Raw genomic sequence first — 20,724 nt, forward strand, 5'->3', positions numbered from 1 at the left:
GGCGAAGATCATCGCATCGGAGGGTCCGGTCAGCCAGACCGTTCGGACGCCGTTCGTGGCCTGTTCTCGGCAAAACGCATGCGATGCGCATATGATTCCGGGATGAGTAGCGCGGAGCGGGCAGTTCTCGACTGGCATGAATCCCTGTCGCCGGCCCTGGTCGCCGACCCGATCGTGGTCAACGGGCCCCGAGGCGCCGGCACGTTGACGCCGGCCGCGTTCGCCGAGTGGGTCTCGCGGTCGGGCATCTCGCTGCGGGTGCTCTCCCTGCACCCGGTCAGCGAGCGGGTGGTGGTGGCGTCGCAGGAGGCGCGCTGGCCGTCCAGTCCATCGTGGACTCGGGTGGCGACGGTGTTCCGCGTGTCAGGCCCGCTTGTCTCCGCGGCACTGCGCTTCCCCGACCTGCCGTCGGCTATGTCGTTCGCCGGGCTTTATGTCGCGCTGGCCGCGACGGAGCAGGCGTGAGCGCCGGGCGGACACTGTTCGAGTTCGTCCGGTTCTGGTCCCGGCGGGGCGGGTCGTCGCGCGGGCGGGACGTACTGGTGACCGAGACGGTGCACGCGCTGCGGTCGTCGGCCGAGGTGACGGTCAACGACGTCGCGGCCGAGCTGGGGCTCGACCAGTCGGGAGCGTCCCGCATGGTGACCCATGCGGTGGATTCGGGCTACCTGGCCGCGCACCCGTCGGCGCTTGACGCCCGCCGCCGCACCATCACGGTGACCCCGGCCGGCACCCAGCTGCTCGCCGACGCCCACCGCTGGCAGGACGAAGTCTTCGCCTCCCTGACCGTGGACTGGACCGACGAGGAACGCGCCGGGTTCGAGCGGGCGATGGTGCGGCTGCTCAGTCGCTCCCGCGAGCGGTGATCAGGTCAAGCCACAGCGGCCGGCTCAGCCGGCGAAGCGCGCGCTCGCCGCCATGGCCTTGTACGCGGCCAGCGAATCCGCGTTGGCGTCGATCCGCCAGTTGTACGGCGCGTCCTTGTGGGTGTCGGTGTCGAACCAGGCCACCGCGCCGATCGCGGGCCGGGCGGCGACGTACGCGCTGAACTTGCGGATGAAGTCGCCCTTGGTCACGCCCCCGAAGTCGGCCGCCGCGATCTCGGTGACGAAGACCGGCTTGCGGGCGGCGTAGGCGTTGTAGAGCGGGTCGTACATTGTCTGCGGGGACTCGTGCCCCAGGTCGTAGCCGCTCAGCCCGACCCAGTCCACGTAACTGTCGCCCGGGTAGTAGGACTGGAAGCGGTTCGACGCGACCGGCGGCCGGTTGTTCCAGTTGATGCTCCACACCCAGGCCACGTTGTGGGCGCCCTGCTGGGTGAAGAGGCGGTGCAGGTAGCGCCAGCAGTCGACGTACCCCTGGGGGTTGTTGTCGTTGTTGGGACCGCCCCACGGATACCAGTTGCCGTTCATCTCCCACGCCCAGCGGAGGAAGACCGGCTGCCTCAGGCGGGCCAGGTTGCGGGCCGCGGCCTTGATGATCGAGTCGGAGTGGCCACTGAGGATGTTCTGGTAGGGGACGCCGCGCCAGGAGATCAGCGGGATCGTGTTGGCCGGGAGATCGCTCAGGCTGCTGGGCAGGTGGTCGGTGAAGCCGTAGAACAGATGGATGATCTTCTCGCCGCGGCCCAGCTGGTGCCGGCGCAGGGCCATGGCCTGGGCGAAGGTCATGCCGGAGAGGTCGAGGTAGGCGCCGAGCATGACCCGGTCGGCCTTGAACGGGACCGGGCCACCCCAGCCCGGCTTGCCGACCGGTGCCGGCTCGGGTGAGGCCGGCGGCGTCGGCGAGAAGGACGGATCCCGCGACGGGGTGGGCACCGACAGCGGGGGCGCCGACGAGCCGAACTGGTGTATTCCGACCGCGACCCCGGAGACGGCGGCGGCCGCGGCGGCACCGAGCAGGACCCGCCGCGTCATGGTGCTCTTCCCGCGGTGGGCCGGCGTCACGTGAGATTCCACCCGGCGGTACGGGCCAGTCGGCGCGCGATCCGCCATCCCGGCTGGGCGATCCGTTTGAGCCGGGGAATCAGTCCGCTCTCGCCCGTGGCGCACAGGGCGACCAGGCCGGCGCCGGACAGATCGGGCGTCGGCTGCAGCCGCGGGATCGCGAACCGCGGTTCGACGGCCGTGTGCAGCCGGCGGCCCACCTCGGTCGCGTTGTCGTGTCCGGCCCAGGCCACCACGCCGCGTACCCGCCGCCCGTTGTATCCGTGCGGGTAGGCGAACGACCGGATCGGGTGCTGCAGATGCTGTTCGAGCCGGTCGCGGGCGACGACGATCTCCTGCCGCAGCTGCCGGCCGGGGAGCACGTCGAGCGGGTGGTGGATGAGACCGTGGTTGCCGATCTCGACCCCGGCCGCCTCGACCGCCGACAACTCGTCCCAGGTCAGCATCGTCCCGAAGTCGGGCGCCCAGCGGCCCAGCCACCCCGCGGTGCCGCCGAGATGACCGACCGCGGCATAGAGCGTGGCCCGCGCGCCGGCCTTCTCCAGCGTGGGCACGCCGGCGGTCAGGAAGTCCCGGTACCCGTCGTCGAAGGTGAGCGCGATCAGCCGCTCCTCCGAGCCGCCGTCCAGCAGATCGAGGGCCTCGCTGAGCCCGACCAGGCGGTATCCGGCGTCGTTGAGCGCGTCCAGATGCTCGGCCAGCCGGCGCGGCGGGACGGCGAGGTCGCGCATCGGGCCGGCCTGGGCCGACACCGAGTGGTACATCAGGGCCGGAAGGGTCCAGGCCGGTGTCGGCGGGACGGTCACCTGCCCAACGCTAGGCCGGGGTCCGGGCGATAAAGACGCATTCGCGGTTTTTACCCGGCAAAGCCCTCTGCCGAAAGTCGTAGTCGACTCCCGCTCCGGCAGGAGGTGCCGGACCATCCGGGACGCCAGGCTGTACGCCATGACGATCGATCGGCTGCGCCTCGCCGAGTCGGCCACCGAGACCGCCCTCGTGTTCGGGGCGGTCGTCCTCCCGGCCGCCGCCCGGATGATCGGCCCCGGGCTGCTGGCGGTCCTGGGGACGATGGCGGTGATTTTGACCTCTGGCGTCTACGCATTACACGCCGTAACCTTCGACTGCTTCCGGATCACTGGTCAGCGCGCCGAACGGATTTTTGCGTCTACGAAGGGTGAGGACTGAACCGTAGGATCGCGCGGACCGTACCCCCGGGCGACGACCTACCGCTTCACCCCCGGGGGCGCGAGATGTTCCGACTCATCCAACTGCAGACCGAGAACGGTGTACCCCGCATCGGTGTCGACCCGGACGGCTACGTGAGTGCGCGCACGGCCCTCGCCCGCTATCGCAGCGCCCCCGCCGCGTACTTCGGGGTCGGCCGCTTCGACCACGAGGGCACCCTGGCCGAGATCATCCTCGACCGGTTGTGCGGACCGCTCGGCGACTGCCCGCGGCCCGCCTCGCTGGTACACGCCCGCACCTATCAACGGCTCTGCGAGACCTGCGCGTACGGCCTGGACGTGCTGACCGTCCCGCAGCTGGCCCAGCTCCTCGGCATCGCCTGCCGCCTCGCCCCGGTGCTCGCCCGCTCGGGCCGGCACGCCGCGCTCGAGGAGGCCTCGCCGTCCGGCAACCGGATCGCCCGCGAGTTCCCGGGCCGGGTCACCGACCCGATCTGGCGGCTCGAGCTGTGCCTGGAGCTGGCGCGGACGCCGAGCGCGGTCAACGGGCTGCTCATCGGGGTGGGCGCGCTGACCCACCGCGACGTGCTCGACCTCTTCCCGGTGCTGCGCACGCTCGCCGACGAGCTTCCGGCCGACGTACGCGAGGAACTGTCCCGAGCCACAGCCCGGCCACTCTCCCCGGCCGGGGTCGCCGGGCTGCGGCTCGGGCTGTCACCGGAGCACGTACCGTAGGACGCTCCCCGTACCGGGGCAGACACCGCAGTTGCTGACGTACGCGTCGGGCCCGCGAATGGCCAGGCCGCCCGGGGCGGTCAGGCCGTGACCGACGATGGTCGTCGGCGGGCCGTGGCGCTCGACGCGCAGCTCGCCGTGCGGGCCGAAGGCCAGCCCTCGGACGACGGGTGAGCGCCGGTACGGTTCCGGAATGACTCACACGTTCGACACCCTGGTGGACCGGGCCCGGGCCCTGGTGTCCGACGGTCGCCGGGCCGTCCTGGGCATCGCCGGCGCCCCGGCGGCCGGCAAGACCACGCTGGCCGAGGAGCTGCTGGCCGCCCTCGGGCCGACCCCGCCGCCCGGCCTGGCCGCCGGTGGGTGGGTGGCGCACGTGCCGATGGACGGCTTCCACCTGGCCGACGTGGAGCTCGACCGGCTCGGCCTCCGCGACCGCAAGGGCGCGCCCGAGACCTTCGACCATCTCGGCTACGCGGCTCTTCTGCGCCGCTTCTACGAGGACCGTGACGACGTCATCTACGCGCCCGGCTTCGAGCGGGTCATCGAGCAGCCGATCGCCGGTTCCATCCCGGTCCTCCGCGCCGCCCGCCTGATCATCTCCGAGGGCAACTACCTGCTGCTCTGGGAGTCGTTGCGCCCGCTGCTGACCGAGGTCTGGTACGCGGACCTCGACTCCTCGTCGCGCCTGCGGCGCCTCATCGACCGGCACATCAGGTTCGGCAAGCCGGAGCCGGCGGCGATCGAGTGGGCGACCGGCACCGACGAGCGCAATGCCCGCCTCGTCGCCTCGTCCAGAAGCCGCGCCGACCTGGTCATCGGGGCCGACCTGCTGCACCGCATCGGCAGCGCCCCGTCCTGAGTGGCATGCTTCAGCTGTGTCAGTGGAGGTAGAGGCTCAGCCCCGTCGCCGCCGGTCGCGTGCCGCCCGGTTCGCCGTGATCGTGACGGCCGTCGTCGTCCTGCTGTTCGGCGTGCCCTGGGCCACGCTGATCTGGTCGGGAAACGCCTGGCCGAGCTGGTTCTTCGTGCTCGGCACCGTGATCTTCGCGCTCGGCGCGGCCTCGTTCCCGGTGCTGATGTTCACCGGCCACGGCCGCGGCCTCGACTGGGCGTCCCGGATCGCCGACACCACCCTCGGCGTGGTCTGGGTGCTGTTCGTCTGGTCGGTCCTCGGCCAGGTGCTCGGCCTCATCCTGCTGGCCGCCGGCTTCGGCGGCCCCGGACGGGCCCGCACGATCTCCGCGGTGGTCGCGCTGATCGCCCTGGTCCTGCTCACCTGGGGGTACGCGGAAGCGATGCGCGTGCCCCGGGTCAGGCGCATCGACGTGACCGTTCCCCGCCTGGGCCGCGGCCTGGACGGCCTGCGGCTCGTGCTCCTGACCGACACCCACTACGGCCCGATCAACCGCGAGCGCTGGTCCCGCGGCGTCACCGAGGTGGTCAACTCCCTCGACGCCGACGTGGTCGCCCACACCGGCGACATCGCGGACGGCGAGGTCGCCCAGCGCCGCGCCATGGCCGCCCCGCTCGCCGACATCCGCGCGTCGCTGGCCCGGGTCTACGTCACCGGCAACCACGAATACTTCTCGGGCGCCCAGCGCTGGGTCGAACACATGGCCTCCCTCGGCTGGGAAGCCCTGCACAACCGCCACCTGGAAGTGTCCCGCGGCGGCGACCGCCTGGTCATCGCCGGCGTCGACGACCGCACCGCGGCCGGCTCCGGCGTCCCCGGCCACCACGCCGACCACGAGGCGGCGCTCGAAGGCGCCGACCCGGCACTCCCGATCCTGCTGCTCGCCCACCAGCCCCACCAGGTCGACGGCGCGGTCGCCCACGGCGTCGACCTGCAGATCTCCGGCCACACCCACGGCGGCCAGATGTGGCCCTTCCACTACCTGGTCCGCATCGACCAGCCGGTCCTGCAGGGCCTGACCCGCCACTCCGACCGCACCCAGCTCTACACCAGCCGGGGCACCGGCTTCTGGGGGCCGCCGTTCCGCGTGTTCGCCCCCAGCGAGATCACCCTGCTGACCCTTTCCACCGCCGGGTAGTGCCCGGCCGGCCCCGGCTCCCTACCGCTCGTGCACGGCGGCGACGACCACCTCGGTCTCCGCATCGTGCGGCACCCCACCGTGGCTGCAGACGACGAAACGCGCCCGCTGCCAGGGCTGGTCGCCGAGCAGGAACGGCACCTCCTCGGCCTCCCACTCCTCCCAGAGCCGCAGCGCCTCGTCCGGGCCGCGACCCAGCTCGGCCATGTCACGCCGCAACCCACGGCGCCGGGCCTCCCCGAAGTCCGACTGCACCCACACCACGACATCGACCAGGCCGGCCAGACTCCGGCGCCCCACCCCGACCCCCTCGACGATCACGGTCTCCACGACCGGCACATCGAGGTACCCCGCACGGATGTCCCGGTCCCATCCCGGAGGCCGATAATGAACCGGTTTCCCGGCCCGCAACGGCTCCAGAACCCCGCCGATCATCAGATCGTCCCAGCCGAACCGCGAATGCCCCCAAGCCACATCGTCGGAATGCACGACAGCGGCCGGCGGCATGGCCTGCGCGAGCCGCCCGGCCAAGGCAGTCTTCCCGCTGCCCCCGCGCCCATCCACCGCGATCAGCCGGGGCCGCCCGGCCGGCGCCCCGGCCGCCGCCAGCGCCCGGGCAAACTCCTCGATGCGCTCCACCCGCCAGGGCCCAGCTGCCGGTTCCCCCGGCCCAAGTTCCATGCGCCTGCCCTACCCACCCACCACCTCGGACACACCCCGCACGCCGTCCGACTCCCGGCTCCGCCCGAGCCCCTGCGGACAACGCCCGAAAGACGAATTCCGCCGGGAGCACGAGCGCCTCAGCGGAGGCCCAGCGCCCGGCAAGCGCGGCCGAGATGAAGGCGCCGGACAGAAGACAGCCTCGTCCTCGGGGGGCACGCCCGAGCAAGGCGGGCTCCTAAGGTCCTGCCGGCGCCTCCGATCCAGCCCGCACCGCGAGGTCGGACGGCGCCACCAGGCCAGTTGGCACTATCGATCGACCTGGCAACGCCACTTCGACCAGCACCACTGGCCGGGCCGGCACCATCCGGTCGGCCAGGACTGCTGGTCAGGTCCGCGCGCCAGTTCGACCATGGCCAGTTCAGCCGGTCTGGCCAGCACCACATTTCGGCCAGCACTGCCAGGTCGGCCAGCGGTACCGATCTGGCCGGCCTACCAGACCGGCCACCACCGCCGATCGGGCCGGTGCCGCCGGGCCGGTGCCGCCGGGCCAGTCAGAGGTCAGCCGGCACCGGTAGCCGGGTTCGCAGCCTCCGGTCAGGCGACACTGCGACGTCAGCCGGCATCGCTGATCGGGTCAGCGCGACCAGGTCGGCCATCACGGCCAGGCGGTGCGGGTCGGCCTGGCAGTGCCGACTCGGCTGGCGAAACCGGCCGACTTGGAAGTGCCGGCCCGACCGGTGGTGCTGGTCGACGTGGCGGTGTCGGCCGGACCAGAGGTGTTCGCTGAAGTCGCGGTGTCGGCTGACGTGCGTCTGCCGGCCAGGCTGGCGGTGCTGGCTGACCTTGCGGAGCTGGCCTAACTGGGGGTGCCGGCCCGATTGGTCGCGCCCGATCGGTGGTGTTGGTTGACATGGCGGTGCTGACCGCATAGGTGGAGCCGGCCAGATCGACGGCGCTCGTCAAACGCGCAGTGCTGGCCCGGCCGGCGGTGCTGCCTGACCTCGCGCTGCCAGCCGAACTGGCTGGCAGGCCGATCACCGCGGCCGGGTGACCAGGCCGATCACCTCGGCTGGGTGACCATGCCGATCACCGCCGCCGGGCGACCAGGCCGACGACATGGGCTCGGGGCTGACGGTCTGGCTGACCGCCTAAAACGGATGATCCGGACTATTTACGTCTCCATCGGGGGCCGGTAGATCTGGTCGGATGGGTGGGAAGCGCGGCGGCTTGGACGTGTTCATTTCGTACGCCGGCGCCGACCGGCCGTGGGCCGAGTGGGCGGCCTGGCAGTTGCGGGCGGCCGGCTACTCGGTCGAGATGGACGTCGACTGGCGGGCCGGCGACAACGTCGTGGTGCGGATGAACGACGCCCTGGAACGCGCCCGCCTGGTCCTGATGCTGTGGTCGCCGGCCTACTTCGAGCACAACCGGTTCACCGGTGACGAGTGGGCCGCGGTGATGGCCGAGCGCCCGCACGAGCGTCCCCGCCTGGTGCCGGTGCGGCTGGCCGATGTGGAGCCGCCGCGGCTGCTCAAGCCGCTGATCTACCGCGATCTGCACGCCTTGGACGAGGAGAAGGCCAGAACCACGTTGGTCGAGGCGGTCGGCGGCCGCGACGCCCGGGGGCGTCCGGGGTTTCCGGGTACGGCCAAGGCGCCACCGAAAGCGCGGCGCCCGCGACTGCCGGGCGACCCTCCGCCGGTGTGGAACGTGCCTCCGCTCAGCCCGCACTTCACCGGTCGCGACGACGCCCTGGTGACGCTGCGGGAACGGCTCTGCGGCGGCGGCACCGCGGTGCACGGTCTGGGCGGGGTCGGCAAGACGACGCTGGCGACCGAATACGCCCATCGTTTCGCGGGGGCCTACGACCTCGTCTGGTGGATCGACGCCGACCAGCCGGCCCTGATCGGCGACCAGATCATCGCTCTCGGCGTCGAGGCGGGATGGGTCTCGGCCGGAGATCCGGCCGCGTCGGTGTTGCGACGGCTCCGCGGCGAACCCGGGTGGCTGCTGATCTTCGACAACGCGGAACGCCGGGAGGACCTCCGCCAGTGGTTCCCGCACGGGCCCGGTCACGTGCTGGTGACCTCGCGCAACCCGGGCTGGGGCCAGCTCGTGCAGCCGGTGCCGTTGCCGGAGTTCAGCCGGGCCGAATCGGTCGCGTTGCTGCGGCGCAGTCTGCCGTCGCTCGGTGACGAGCCGGCCGGTGACCTCGCGGGCCGGCTCGGCGATCTTCCGCTGGCGCTGGCCCAGGCGGGCGAGATGCTGACCGCGACCGGCATGTCGGTCGGTCAGTACCTGACGTTGCTGACCGAACGGACCGCGGTGATCCTGTCCGAGGGGGTGCCCGACGGCTATCCGGCGCCCCTGGCCGCGGTGGTGCGGACCTCGTTGCAGCGCCTGGCCGCCGAGGACGAGGCCGCCGGGCGGGTGCTGACGCTGTGCGCGTTCCTCGCTCCCGAGCCGATTCCCACCGAGCTGTTCACCGCCACCACGGAGGTGCTGACGTTCGCGCGGATCAGCCGTCGCATCGGCGCGTACGGGCTGGCCCGGCTCGGCGAGGGCACCCTGCGACTGCACCGGCTGACCCAGGCCGTCATCCGCGACAGCGTCGACCCGGCCGAGCGTCCCGGCACGCGGAAGCAGGCCGAGAGGCTGCTCGCGGCGGCCCGCCCCGACGACGGCCGCGACCCCGTCCACTGGCCCCGGTGGGCGCAACTGATGCCCCACCTGACCGCCCTCGACCCGGCCGGCCGCGGCGACCACGAGTTCCGCGAACTCGCCTGCCACGCCAGCTCCTATCTCCTCTGCCGGGGTGACACGGAAGCCGCCCGCGAGTTCTGCGCCCTCCTGCACGACAAGTGGCGCGACCGCCTGGGCCCCGGCGACGCCCAGGCCCTGTTCGCCGGCGTCAATTTGGCCACCGCGTACAGCCAGGCCGGCCGCTACGGCGACGCGCTGCTCCTGGAGCAGGACATCTACCACCGGCGCCGGGCCGCACTCGGCGACGATCACGCCGACACCCTGGTCTCGGCCGGCAACCTCGCCGGCACGCTCGGCGCCCTGGGTCGCTACGACGACGCGCTGCGCCTGGAGCAGGACACCTGTCAGCGCCGCCGCGCCGTGTTCGGCGACGATCACCCCGACACCCTGATCTCGGCCAGCAACCTCGCCGGCACGCTCGAATCCCTGGGTCGCTACGACGAGGCGCTCCGCCTGGAGGAAGACACCCTCCGGCGACGCCGCGCCTTGTTCGGCGACGGCCACCCCGACACCCTCTCCTCCGCCAACAACTTCGCCGGCACGATCGGCTCCCTGGGCCGGCACGAGGAAGCATCACAGCTGTGCCGGGACACGTACGAGCGCTGCCGCCGCGTGCTCGGCGACGACCACCCCGAAACCCTCGCCACGGCCGGCAACCTCGCCACCGCCCTGAGCCACCTGGGCCGCCACGAGGAGGCGTTGCGGCTGAGCCGGGACACCTACGACCGGCGCCGCCGCGCGCTCGGCCCGGACCATCCGGACACCCTGCACTCGGCCGACCATCTCGCCATCCGGCTCGGCCAGTCGGGCCGCCGGCTCGACGGGCTGCGGCTGAGCCAGGACACCTACGACCGGCGTTGCCGCCTGTTCGGCCAGGACCACCCCGAAACCCGCCGAACGGCCACCGGCCTGGCTCATCTGCTGCGCATCACCGGAAAGCCGGGCCAGGCCCGCGACATCACGCCGGCGTGAGCGATGGCTGGGAGAACGCGGCTCAGCCGGTCGCGGCGCTTGCGATGATGACCGTACGCATGGGGATTGTTTCGCCTGCGCGGTAGAGGGCCAGCGTCAGCCGTTCGTCGCCCGGCAGGCGCAGCGTCGACGCCCACCGGCCGTGGTCGTCGGCCGTGACCGTCGTGCGGGTGTTCTCGGACGTCGAAGTCACCTGCAGGGCGTAGGTCGAGCCCGACGACAGGCCGGTCGCGTTGACCTGGATGCTGCGGTCGCCTGATGCGTCGATCGCGCTCGGTGGCACCACGGACAGCGTGGTCACGGTGACCCGGTGGCTGTGGATGGAGGTGGCCAGCGACAGCCAGGCGGCTCCGGCCAGCATCGCGACCGCCAGCACGGCCGGCACGACCTGTTTGAGCAGGCGGCGCCGGCCATTCATCGGCTCCGGCTCGAACAGGCCCTCCCGGTCGAGGAACACCGGGAGGATCAGCGTCGCGTCGGCGGGGGTGGGGAGGCGGGACCTTCCGCCGCGTACGCCCGGAGGGCCGGAACCGGAGCTCTCGGCCGGCACCGCCGGGGTTTTGAGCACGACCGCCGCCAGCGCGGCCAGCGTGACCCCGGCGCTCAGCGCGAGCCAGGTCACCCGGTGCAGCGGGGCCCGCACCGCCCAGGCCAGCAGGCCGCCCAGGATCAGCGTGCCCAGGCTGAGCGCCGGGACCAGCATGATCCGCTCGATCGGGACCAGCCGGCCCGGCCGGCGGAACAGCAGGGTGGTCAGGGCCAGCCCGGGCAGGATCAGGGCGAGCGGCAGGCCGCCGGCCACGGTCAGGACGCGGATGCCGCTCAGGGCGAAGGCGCCGGCCACCAGGGTGGCGCCGGCCAGGAGGTACGCGGTTCGCCGCCTCACCGCCCACCCACCCGGTAGATGCGGATCTTCCCGTTGTCGTAGAGGCGGGACCACTGCGGCAGGTCGTCGAACTTGCCCAGTTGCCGCGCGGTAAGCGGCTCGGTGATGCGGCCGGCGTCGGGGTCGTTGTCGAAGTACTGCGAGTTGGCCGGCAGCTGCTCGCCCAGCCGGGTGTCGACGACCAGGTAGTTCAGGGCGAGGGTGTTGACCAGGTCCTCGTCGGTGTCCGACCACTGCTCGTCGTAGAAGAGTTTGCCGACTCCGCGCACCGGGTCCTGCCGGCCGTAGGTGGAGGCCAGCGCGATCGCGGTCAGGTCGCCGCCGGTGCGCTGGCCGGGGCCGAGCATGTCGCGTTCCCAGTCGGCGGCGTCGAGGCCGTACCGGTCGACCGAGCGTTCGAAGCCGTCGGCCAGGTAGGGCCCGGGCAGCAGCTGCCCGGCCGGGGGCCAGCCGCCGACCCGGGCGCCCGCCATCAGCACGGTGATCACGACGGCGCCGGCCAGGACCCGCCGGGTGAAGGTACGGCCCGGTTTCAGCGGCTTCTTCGACGGCAGCAGGCGGACCGCCTGGACCAGGGCGGTCGCGGCGACGACCGACATCGGCACGTAGGTGAACGTGGAGAGGCGGCCCGCGATCTCGGGACCGTTGGAGCCCAGGAAGCGGACGCCGTTGCCCGCGAAGAAGACCGCGGAACCGGTGAGGGCCGCCCACTGCCAGGGGTCGCGCTCCTTGCGGGCGTTCGTGTCGCGCGCGACGGCCAGGAACAGGCCGAGCAGGAAGAGGAGGCCGAGCGCCTGGATGCCCAGCTCCCAGAGGGGGACCTCGGCGGCGGCGCCGGCCGCCTGCTGCTGGCCGGAGAAGAACTGTTTCGCGGTGCGCGTGACCTGGTCGAGCGGGGCCTCGAGGTAGGCGATGACATCGCGCGCCACGACCAGGATCCAGACGGCGACGACGACGGTGGCGCCGAGCGGGAGGATCAGGTTCTTCCAGGGCCGGGGCCGGGTCACGACGACCTCGACCAGGCCGATCAGGAGCAGGGTCAGGACGAGCGCGCCCGCGGTGACGTGGTGGCAGACGGTGGTCAGGACCGTGCCGGCGACGGCGAGCAGGCCGAACTCCCAGCCGTTCCCGTTCTTGAACCGCTGCGACGCCCAGACGGTCAGCATCAGGAAGACCAGGGCGCCGGTCTGGTAGAGGTACATCGAGTTGAAGAACAGGTAGTGCAGCGAGGTCGCGTAGACGACGCAGGTCACGCCCGCGGTGGCCGGGGAGTGGCTCGACCGCAGGACGGCCACGTAGAGGGCGGCGACCAGGCCGAGGTGGCAGGTGCCGGCGACGATGAGCCCGGCCGCGGTCACCGGCAGACCGGTCAGCTGCGAGACGGCGGCGCCCATCTCGGCCAGCCCCGGGAAGTGGACGGCCGGGGGCAGGGCCAGGTTGGGCTGGAAGAGCCGGCCGTGCTGGTTGATGATCGTGGTCGCCAGCCAGTGCTGAAGCTCGTCCGGGAAGCGGAACTGGTCCGGGCTGTAGAACCACTTGAGCAGGTACTGGTTGAAGGCCAGCCCCATGACCAGGGTGAACGACTCGGCGACCCCGGCCAGCCGGCGGGTCAGCAGCCGGGTGACGACCGGCGTGAAGACGACGATCTGCCCGATCCAGTAGGCGGCCAGGGCCAGGCGGGTCTGTTCGCGGCCGCCGGCATAGCCGACGGCGACCAGCAGCACCCCGAAGCTGGAGAGTGCGAGGATCCAGGGCGCCTGCCCGAGGCCCGAGGGTCGCGCCACGCGGCGGCGGTCCCGGTCCGGCTCGATCTGGTCCGGCCGGGCGGCCGCGGGTGCTTCCCCGGGCGGCGCTTCGTCCGGTTCGGCGACGACGGTGTCCTCGTCGGTGTCAGCCGTTGCCGGGCCGCTTTGTGCCTCGGCGGCCAGCGCCCCGGCCTCCGCGTGCGTCGCCCCGCCGGCCGGCTTCGGCGGGGAGTCGGGCTCGACGTCGGCCTCGGGGAGGCGGACGACTTCGGGGGCGGGCTTCGGGCGTACGGGATCGGCGGCGGCACCCAGCCGCATCGTTTTCGCGCCCGGCGGGGTCCGCCGGGCCTTCTTGTCCTCGCGGTCGGCCGGGTCGGAGGCGTGCTCGTCCGCCATCGGTCGCTCGGCCTCCACCGCACCCGGTCCTCAGAAAACCTCTTCCGTAGAAGAATGCCCGGTTAGGGCCGGATTTTTCCGAGGAACGGGACGATCAGCGCCGCCGGGCGGCGCGGCGGCCCCGGAGGTACGCCCGGGGACCGGCCAGCATGCCGCGGCGGTTGGCGGCGAGCAGTTCGCGCGGGAAGTCGTCCTCGATCGTGGCCATCCGGGCCGTGTCCTTGCCGGTCAGCTCGCGCAGCGCACCCGGCACCAGCTTGAGCAGGCCCCAGAACACACCCGGCCGGGCCATCAGCAGACTCGTGTAGGCGGCGACCAGCCCGGTCCCGTAGCCGACCATCTGCTTGCGCAGGCCGGCCAGGTCACGCCGGTGGTAGTGGTGCGTGACCGCGGTCGGCTGGTAGACGATCTTGCCGCCCATCAGCAGGACCTGGGTGAACGCGAGCGTGTCCTCGGAGCCCATGGCCGGGGTGCCGGCACCGAGCGCGGTGTCGAACATGCCGATCCGCTCGATGACGCCGGGCCGGAAGGTCATGTTGGCGCCGGTGCCGAACGGCGGCAGCGGGTAGAGCGGGCTCTGCAGGTGCGCCGTCTCGGGCGAGAACACCGCCGGCCTGAAGCCGCGGCCCTTGCTGTGGCCGCCGAACTGCTCGAACCACAGCTGGGCCTGGGTCTCCAGTTCGGCCGGCACGATGACGCCGGAGATGACGTCGGCGTCCGGGTGCTCGTCGAGCGCGCGGGCCACCTCGGCCAGCCAGTGCGGGTCGGCGACCTCGTCGTCGTCGATCCAGGCCAGGATCTCGCCGGGGGCCGACCGCACCGCGGTGTTGCGGGCGAACGACAGGCCGGCGCGGGGCTCCAGCAGGTAGTCGACCGGGCCCCGGCGGGCCGCCGAGTGGACGACCTCGGAGGTGGCCGTCGTCTCGGGCGCGTTGTCGACGACCAGGATGCGGAAGTCCGGGTACTGCTGGGCGATCAGGCTGTCGAGGCAACGGGCCAGGGCGCCCGGCCGCTCCCGGGTGCAGATCACGACGGTGATGTGCGGGGCGGTCGCGAGCACGGCGCGGCGGCCGGCCAGGAAGGCCGATTCCCGGCCCCGGTCGGCCGAGCTTCCGGGCAACTCGGCCTCGATCGCGGCGGCCAGGGCCGCGGGGGTCAGGCCCTCTTCCGGTACGTCGGTGAGCAGTGCACCGAGCGGCTCCGTGAACCGCCGCACGAGCACCCAGGCCCGGCGTACGCGCCGCCCGTCCGGGCCGTGACCCGGGACAGCCGGAAGCGGGTCGGCGAGGTCGAGGTCGAGCACCACGGCCGGGAGCTCATAGGTCGGCATGGTCGTCATATCGGTCGTCATCGGGCGATCCCCAGCTTCTGCGCGCGACGGGCGTGAAGGGTCTCGACCGCTCCGCCGTAGGCGGCCGCGGCGACACCGGCGACGACGCCGCCGGCCTTGAGGGCGTGGTCGGCGCCGCGCCCGGTGAGGGCGGCGCCCAGGTTGCGGACGACCGCCCGGGGCAGCGACCACAGGTAGGCCCGCTCGGTGCCGAGCGAGTCGGCCCGCAGCGTGTCGGTCGCGGTGTCCAGGGACGCCATCTGCACCTTGCCGCGGCCCTCGGCGTAGCAGCGGCGCAGGAAGAAGCCGAAGGTGGAGCGCTTGGCCGGCACCTCGTGGCGGATCACGGCGTCCGGCACGTACATCCAGTGGCCGCCGTCGAGCGCGCTCATCCGCAGGCACAGCTCGGTGTCCTCGGGACGGTTCTGGTCGCCGAGCTTGCCGAAGCCGACCCGGAACCCGCCGACCGCGACGAAGACGTCCCGGCGCACGATCATGCTGGCCGACCAGACGTTGCGGATCGGGGCGGTGCGGGTGGGCATCCCGGCGTACGTGCCGCCGACCGCCCACAGGAACTCCTCCGGCATCCAGCGCGGGCGGTGCCGCTCCCAGTCCGGGCTGATGCCGCCGCCGGTGCCGACGACCTTCGGGTCGGAGAACGGCCGCATCAGGTGGTCGAGCCAGTGCGGGTCGGCGATCGTGTCGTCGTCCAGGAACGCGATCAGCGAGGTGTTGGCGCTGAACGCGCCGGTGTTGCGGTTGCCGGACACGCCCTGGGCGTACGCGTTCTCGAGCACCGTCAGGCCGCCCAGGTCCCGCCGAATGCGGCGGTACAGCTTCGGGTTGTGGTCGACCACGACGATGATCTCGGCCGGGGTGCGGGTCTGCGAGCGGGCCGAGGCGATGGTCCGCACGAGGGAGTCCCAGCGGTCCTCGGAGTGGGTCGGGATGACGATGGTGGCGGCGAGGCGGGGGGTCGTTTCCACGGGAGCGGCTCCTGTTTCCGGGTTTCTTCAGTCCTCGACGCGGCTGGGGACCGGCTTGACGTCGTGGCGGGCGGCGGTGAGGTCGTCGAACCGGATCGAGCGGTTGAGCTGGGCGACCTCGGGCGAGCGGGTCACCACGTAGTCGAGATCGCTGACCGGCCGGCCGTGGGAGGCGACCGGGCGGACCGGCGACGGGTTCGTGCGGCGGCGCATCCGGCCGTACTCGCTGAAGATGGTGCGCAGCACCCGGAAGCCGTCGCGGAAGGTGTTGAGGTTGCTCTCGCCGTGAATCCGCTCGTGCTCGATGCTGCCGACCTCGCCGACCCGCATGCCCTGGGCGGCCGCCCGGATGTTGATCATCGTCTCGATCTCGAAGCCGTCGCCCCAGAGCTTCCTGCCGTCGGCCGGCCGCGGCGCGTCGATCGCCGGCAGGTCGAGCATCGGGACGACGCTGCGCCAGAAGGCGTTGTAGCCGTAGCAGAGGTCGGTGAAGCGGGTCCCGAACAGGACGTTGACCACCAGGTTGAGGCCGTCGTTGCCGACCTTGCGCAGGCGGGTGATGTCGTGGCTGTGGCCGCCCTTGTCGAAGCGCGAACCCTTCACGAAGTCGGCGCCGGCGATCAGCTTCTCGACGAACAGCGGGATCTCGGCCGGGTCGGTCGAGCCGTCCGCGTCGATCATCACGATGATGTCGCCCGTGCAGGCCGCGAACCCGCAGGCCAGCGCGTTGCCCTTGCCGGTGCGCGTCTGGGTCACGACGACGACGTCGGGCCGCAGCTCGCGGGCGACCGCCACGGTGCGGTCGACCGAACCGCCGTCGACCAGGATCACCTCGGTGATGTCGGCCGGCAGCTTGGCGAAGACGTGCGGCAGGTTCCGCTCCTCGTTCAGGGCCGGAATAACGACGCTCACGGTCGGTGACGACTTGCCGTTACGGTGCGTGTTGCTGGCGGGAGTCGGGTAGGCCATGTCGGGTTACCTTCCAGGCTCGGCAAGGCGACGTCGTCGGCAGTTTCCGGGGGCAGAATCGCCGGTCGCTCGCTTCTGGTCACCAATCTAGCTGGACATTACGTAGCGTCAACCGCCGAAAAGTCGGGCGGTGGCCCTCGCCGCGTCCTCGCTGAGAGTGATGGCCTGACCTGGGTCGATGGAGATTGTTTACTCAAGGTGACGCCGGTCCCGTGGTTACCACCGGTTACGGACAGACGGGCTCATCGGTCGCCGCACGGGGGTTTCGACGCGGTGATCGCGGCTCGGTCTTCGATCGCCGTTGTCGGGCAAAAAATAAATGTCGGAAAAATCTGGGTGAGGCGGACAGCCGCACGTCGACATCACCGACCGTTAGATGGGCCGTGCCGGACCGTAGTGCCCGGCGCGGGTACTGCGGGCCGGCGCCGGGCTGGATATGGTGTCGGCGGCGGGATCCGCCGGCCCGGTCCCGTAGCTTTCGGGCCGCCTTACCGTTGGTGAGACGATGAACGCTGAGGAAGCAGTCTGTGTCTGCGGGCACCCGCACCGGGCCCACGAACACCACCGCCGGGGCACCGAGTGCGCCCAGTGCGGCCCCGACGAATGCCCACGCTTCCGCCGCGCGGCCTGGTGGCGCCGGCTGATCCCCGGCCGCTGACCTTCCCGGTCCGCCCGGGCGCCGCGTCTTTCGGCTCGGTCTACCGGCTCATGTAACGCCGGCGGATGGGCGGCGCCGGCCGGCTCAGGTGGTGGGCTGCGGCGTCACGGCCGCCGCGCCACGGGTCATGGCCGCCGCGCGGGTGCGCCGGCCGACCGAGAAGGTGTAAGCGAGCAGGATCGTCGCGATGGTGTTGGCCAGGGAGAAGCTCGGCACGCCGTAGGCGACGACCACGCGCAGCGCCGCCTCCACGAGATAGCCGACACCCCAGGCCGCGTTGATGCGGTACTGCGAGGAACGGAATTCCGGGTAACGCCACAGGCCGGACCACAGACGCGCGCCCAGCTGTCACGCATGCGCGACGAGGGTCAGCTCGCCGCGTCCCGGCACGGTCGCGAGCTGCGCTACCGGCTGACCGGCCCGTTCGCCGGGGCCGTCCGCAAGCTGAGCCGGCACGCCCCCGAGCCGGCCCCGCCGTGGACGGACGCGTTCCACGCCCTGCTCTACCAGGTGCCGGAGATCCACCGGCCCTATCGGGTACGGCGTCATGCAGCAGGGCGTACTCATCGCCACCCGCGACCGGACCCCACAACTCGCCGACGTCCTGGCCGAGGCGCCGCCCGACTGCCGCATCCAGGTCGCCACGATCGGCCTGCCCGGTCGGCCTGGAACCTCGACGCCGTCGCCGACAGCTTCCGCGGACACATCGCCATCCTGGAGACCGCCCTCGACGCCGCCGCACCGCCGCGGCCGACCGCCGCGACCCTCGCCCACATGGCGGACCTGCTCACGCGCCCTACGTCCACCTGATCCGCGACCCCGGCCTACCGGACGCGCTCCTGCCCCCGGACTGACCCCGCCCTCGCCTGGGCACCTCATGGACCAGGTGCGCGAGCAATACCTGCCGGCCGCCTCCACATACGTCCACGGCATCCTGGCGACCCCGTGAGGCCCATCGGGTGGCTGCGCCGCGACGGAAGAATTGGCGCGGGTTCTTGTCGGACGTCGATCAGCCGGTCCGGATAATCCAGGGCCCGGCGGTTGGTGACGAAGGTGCCGATATCGCCGCCGTGCGCGCCGAAACGTTCGTAACCGAGCTCGCCCATCAGCTTGGCCCATAAAGCTCAGCCGTCGTCAGCGGGCGCCGGCATCGAATTGACCGGCCACCGGACACGCTGCAGCCGCTCACGCAGATCAACGTAGCCGGCCGGCTCGGTGTCGATACGAACGTGCTGATCACGTAGAGCGCTGCCGTCCCAACGGCCCGTATCGTTCCGCCTTCGGCGGGGGACCGGAGTCGCGAAAACCTACTAAATCTGTAGGCTGGGTTCCACTTTGAGTGCGTTGTCGCACGGCTGGAGGGACCCCGATGACGCTTCCTGACTTCCTGATCGCCGGTGTGCCCAAGGCGGGGACCACGGCGCTGCACGCCGCCCTGAACGCGCATCCCCGGCTGTTTCTGCCGGCGGTCAAGGAGCCCAAGTTCTTTCTCTCCGACGGGTGGCCGCCGACCGCGGGCGGCCCGGGAGACGTGCAGACCTATCAGGAGCACGTGTGGCGCCGGGCGGACTACGAGCGGCTCTTCGAAGATGCGCCGCCCCGGACGACGAAAGGGGAGGCGACTCCGTTCTACCTGCACGATCTGGAGTCGCATGGGCGGATCAGGCGGCTGATCCCCGACGCCCGGCTGATTCTGCTGCTGCGGGACCCGGTCGACCGGGCCCACTCCAACTGGACCCACCTCTGGAACGCGGGGCTCGAACCCGAGGCCGACTTCCTCGCCGCCTGCCGGGCCGAGGAGGAGCGGGTCGAGGCCGGGTGGGCGCAGTTCTGGCACTACGTGGGGCTCGGGCAGTACGGCCGGCAGGTCGAGCACCTCTACCGGCACTTCCCGCGCGAGCAGGTCCTGCTGCTGCGCTACCGCGAGCTCAAGGAGGCGCCCGCCGCCACGCTCGACCGCGTGTGCGCGTTCCTCGGGGTCGAGACCGGGGTGCTCACGGCGATCCCGAAGGAGAACGTCAACCGGCACGTCGTCGAGGACAACCGGCTCAACCGGGTGCTGCGGGCCATGTTGCGGTCCGGCGGGCGGTTCGGGCACCGGTTCCCCGTACCGCTGCGGCTGGCGGCCCGCGGGCCGCTCCTGACGCTCCTGCATCGTCACGAAGGCACCCGGCCGGTCACCACGCCGCAGGAACGCGAGGCGCTCCTGCCGCACTTCGCTGACGACATCGCCCGCCTGCAGCGGGTCACGGGGGAGAGGTACGACGACTGGCTGTCGGTCGACCGCCATCTGCCCGCCCCGGCGCGCCAATCCCCACTGATCCGGTAGGTAACGGGGTAATCTACCGCCCAGTCCGCCGACGACGAGGAGACGCCTTGACCATCGAGACCACGACCCTGCCGATGCCCCGCTGGGAGGACGCGACCGTGGTCGTCGAGCCGCCGAGTGGGGAGCCCGGCGCCTGGTCGGGCGCGCCGAGCACGATCGTCGCCGACGGCTACGTCTATCTGGCGTACCGGCTGCGGCTGCCGATCGGCGAAGGCCGGGGGATCTCGAACGTCGTCGCCCGCTCGGCCGACGGGCTCAGCTTCACCCCGGTGGCCGAGGTGACCAAGGAACAGTTCGGGGCCGAGTCGCTGGAGCGGCCCGCGCTCGTCCGCACGCCGGAGGGACGGTGGCGGCTGTACGTGAGCGCGGCCACCCCGGGCACCAAGCACTGGCGGGTCGAGCTGCTCGAGGCCGACACCCCGGAAGGGCTGGCCACCGCGGCGCCGCGCACGGTGCTGGCCGGCGACGAGACGGCCGCGGTGAAGGATCCGGTGCTGCACCACGACGAGTACGGCTGGCACCTGTGGGCGTCGGTGCACCCGCTCGAGCGGTGGGACGACGCCGACCGGATGACCACGGAGTACGCGACGAGCCCGGACGGCGTGCACTGGACCTGGCGGGGAACGGCGCTCGCCCCGCGTCCCGGAAAGTGGGACGCGCGCGGGGTCCGGGTGTCGTCGGTGCGGGTCGACGGCGACGAGATCACGGTCGCCTACGACGGGCGGGCCACGGCGGCGGAGAACTGGGAGGAGCGTACCGGGGTGGCCCGCGGCCGCCGCACGCCCGACGGCAGCTTCGGCCCCCTGACGGCCGAGGAGCGCGAACCGGTGGGCAGCCCGCACGCCCCGAACGGCCTGCGCTACCTGAGCCTGGTCACGATGCCGGACGGCGCGCGGCGGCTCTACTACGAGGCGACCCGCGAGGACGGGGCCCACGACCTGCGCAGCGAGCCGGCGTAACTCCTGGTGAGCGTCGCTAGCGGACGGTGTCGGCGGCTGAGAGCGTGATCACGCGGTGCCGGGGCCGGGCGGCGATCGTCAACTTCGTGCTCTACCGTAAATGTCTGACCGCGGTAAACGGCGGCATCTGGGTGGCGGGGCCGGTCTCA

20 protein-coding genes are annotated in these 20,724 nt (G+C 72.1%); 11 read left to right on the plus strand and 9 right to left on the minus strand.

Features of this window, described 5'->3' with window-relative positions:
* Positions 1–102: 102 nt before the first annotated feature.
* Together AB0M88_RS06345 and AB0M88_RS06350 are read left to right on the plus strand one after the other, a co-directional pair.
* Entirely contained in the window at positions 103–465 is a 363-nt protein-coding gene (locus tag AB0M88_RS06345; RefSeq protein ID WP_364096248.1) for a hypothetical protein, read from the plus strand.
* Positions 462–866: a MarR family winged helix-turn-helix transcriptional regulator gene (locus AB0M88_RS06350; protein WP_364096251.1), complete on the plus strand. Its 405-nt coding sequence runs from the start codon at positions 462–464 to the stop codon at positions 864–866. Before AB0M88_RS06345 ends, AB0M88_RS06350 begins: the two co-directional genes overlap by 4 nt.
* Positions 867–890: 24 nt before the next feature.
* On the opposite strand, the gene AB0M88_RS06355 is transcribed toward AB0M88_RS06350, so the two are convergent.
* Together AB0M88_RS06355 and AB0M88_RS06360 are read right to left on the minus strand one after the other, a co-directional pair.
* Positions 891–1,916: a glycosyl hydrolase gene (locus tag AB0M88_RS06355; RefSeq protein ID WP_364096253.1), complete on the minus strand. Its 1,026-nt coding sequence runs from the start codon at positions 1,914–1,916 to the stop codon at positions 891–893.
* A 26-nt stretch (positions 1,917–1,942) separates the two neighbouring features.
* Positions 1,943–2,752, minus strand: a complete 810-nt coding sequence (locus AB0M88_RS06360) for a polysaccharide deacetylase family protein (protein ID WP_364096256.1) — start codon at positions 2,750–2,752, stop codon at positions 1,943–1,945.
* A 139-nt stretch (positions 2,753–2,891) separates the two neighbouring features.
* Between AB0M88_RS06360 and AB0M88_RS06365 the strand changes: the two genes are divergently transcribed.
* The 4 genes from AB0M88_RS06365 to AB0M88_RS06380 all read left to right on the plus strand — a co-directional run bounded on the left by AB0M88_RS06365 (position 2,892) and on the right by AB0M88_RS06380 (position 5,919).
* Positions 2,892–3,131 (plus strand): hypothetical protein, encoded by a 240-nt coding sequence (locus AB0M88_RS06365; protein ID WP_364096259.1) that lies wholly within the window; start codon positions 2,892–2,894, stop codon positions 3,129–3,131.
* A 65-nt stretch (positions 3,132–3,196) separates the two neighbouring features.
* The gene (locus AB0M88_RS06370; RefSeq protein WP_364096261.1) at positions 3,197–3,865 is read left to right on the plus strand and encodes a hypothetical protein; all 669 of its coding nucleotides are present in this window, start codon (positions 3,197–3,199) and stop codon (positions 3,863–3,865) included.
* A gap of 193 nt (positions 3,866–4,058) precedes the next feature.
* The gene (locus AB0M88_RS06375) at positions 4,059–4,727 is read left to right on the plus strand and encodes a nucleoside/nucleotide kinase family protein (RefSeq protein WP_364096264.1); all 669 of its coding nucleotides are present in this window, start codon (positions 4,059–4,061) and stop codon (positions 4,725–4,727) included.
* 16 nt (positions 4,728–4,743) lie between these two features.
* A complete protein-coding gene (locus AB0M88_RS06380; protein WP_364096267.1) occupies positions 4,744–5,919 on the plus strand; it encodes a metallophosphoesterase in 1,176 nt (391 codons plus the stop codon).
* A 21-nt stretch (positions 5,920–5,940) separates the two neighbouring features.
* Here the strand turns inward: AB0M88_RS06380 and AB0M88_RS06385 are convergent, their stop codons facing one another.
* Positions 5,941–6,600, minus strand: a complete 660-nt coding sequence (locus AB0M88_RS06385; protein ID WP_364096270.1) for a hypothetical protein — start codon at positions 6,598–6,600, stop codon at positions 5,941–5,943.
* A gap of 650 nt (positions 6,601–7,250) precedes the next feature.
* On the opposite strand from AB0M88_RS06385, the gene AB0M88_RS06390 reads away from it, so the two are divergent.
* Both AB0M88_RS06390 and fxsT read left to right on the plus strand, forming a co-directional pair.
* Positions 7,251–7,442: a hypothetical protein gene (locus AB0M88_RS06390; protein ID WP_364096273.1), complete on the plus strand. Its 192-nt coding sequence runs from the start codon at positions 7,251–7,253 to the stop codon at positions 7,440–7,442.
* 373 nt (positions 7,443–7,815) lie between these two features.
* On the plus strand, positions 7,816–10,317 hold the full coding sequence (fxsT, locus tag AB0M88_RS06395; RefSeq protein ID WP_364096610.1) for an FxSxx-COOH system tetratricopeptide repeat protein: 2,502 nt from the start codon (positions 7,816–7,818) through the stop codon (positions 10,315–10,317).
* A gap of 22 nt (positions 10,318–10,339) precedes the next feature.
* Here fxsT and AB0M88_RS06400 read toward each other — a convergent pair whose 3' ends face one another.
* From AB0M88_RS06400 to AB0M88_RS06425, 6 genes are all read right to left on the minus strand, one after another.
* Positions 10,340–11,203, minus strand: coding sequence for a hypothetical protein (locus tag AB0M88_RS06400; protein WP_364096276.1), 864 nt, complete (start codon positions 11,201–11,203; stop codon positions 10,340–10,342).
* Positions 11,200–13,362 (minus strand): hypothetical protein, encoded by a 2,163-nt coding sequence (locus tag AB0M88_RS06405; protein ID WP_364096279.1) that lies wholly within the window; start codon positions 13,360–13,362, stop codon positions 11,200–11,202. The genes AB0M88_RS06400 and AB0M88_RS06405 overlap by 4 nt, the downstream gene beginning before the upstream one ends.
* Before the next feature lie 76 nt (positions 13,363–13,438).
* Entirely contained in the window at positions 13,439–14,695 is a 1,257-nt protein-coding gene (locus AB0M88_RS06410; RefSeq protein WP_364096281.1) for a glycosyltransferase family 2 protein, read from the minus strand.
* Positions 14,692–15,660 carry a glycosyltransferase gene (locus AB0M88_RS06415; RefSeq protein WP_364096284.1) on the minus strand — a complete coding sequence of 323 codons (969 nt, stop codon included), beginning with the start codon at positions 15,658–15,660 and terminating at the stop codon, positions 14,692–14,694. The genes AB0M88_RS06410 and AB0M88_RS06415 overlap by 4 nt, the downstream gene beginning before the upstream one ends.
* A gap of 27 nt (positions 15,661–15,687) precedes the next feature.
* Entirely contained in the window at positions 15,688–16,629 is a 942-nt protein-coding gene (locus AB0M88_RS06420) for a glycosyltransferase family 2 protein (protein WP_364096286.1), read from the minus strand.
* 742 nt (positions 16,630–17,371) lie between these two features.
* Positions 17,372–17,539 carry a hypothetical protein gene (locus tag AB0M88_RS06425; RefSeq protein ID WP_364096289.1) on the minus strand — a complete coding sequence of 56 codons (168 nt, stop codon included), beginning with the start codon at positions 17,537–17,539 and terminating at the stop codon, positions 17,372–17,374.
* Between the two features lie 102 nt (positions 17,540–17,641).
* On the opposite strand from AB0M88_RS06425, the gene AB0M88_RS06430 reads away from it, so the two are divergent.
* The 3 genes from AB0M88_RS06430 (at position 17,642) to AB0M88_RS06440 (ending at position 20,575) form a co-directional block, all read left to right on the plus strand.
* Entirely contained in the window at positions 17,642–18,097 is a 456-nt protein-coding gene (locus tag AB0M88_RS06430; protein ID WP_364096291.1) for a hypothetical protein, read from the plus strand.
* Positions 18,098–18,656: 559 nt separating this feature from the next.
* A complete protein-coding gene (locus tag AB0M88_RS06435) occupies positions 18,657–19,616 on the plus strand; it encodes a sulfotransferase (RefSeq protein ID WP_364096293.1) in 960 nt (319 codons plus the stop codon).
* Between the two features lie 47 nt (positions 19,617–19,663).
* Complete coding sequence (locus AB0M88_RS06440; RefSeq protein ID WP_364096296.1) at positions 19,664–20,575, plus strand: hypothetical protein; 912 nt, start codon at positions 19,664–19,666, stop codon at positions 20,573–20,575.
* The last annotated feature ends 149 nt before the right edge of the window (positions 20,576–20,724 follow it).

Source organism: Actinoplanes sp. NPDC051411, from assembly GCF_040682075.1.
Classification (GTDB): Bacteria; Actinomycetota; Actinomycetes; order Mycobacteriales; family Micromonosporaceae; genus Actinoplanes.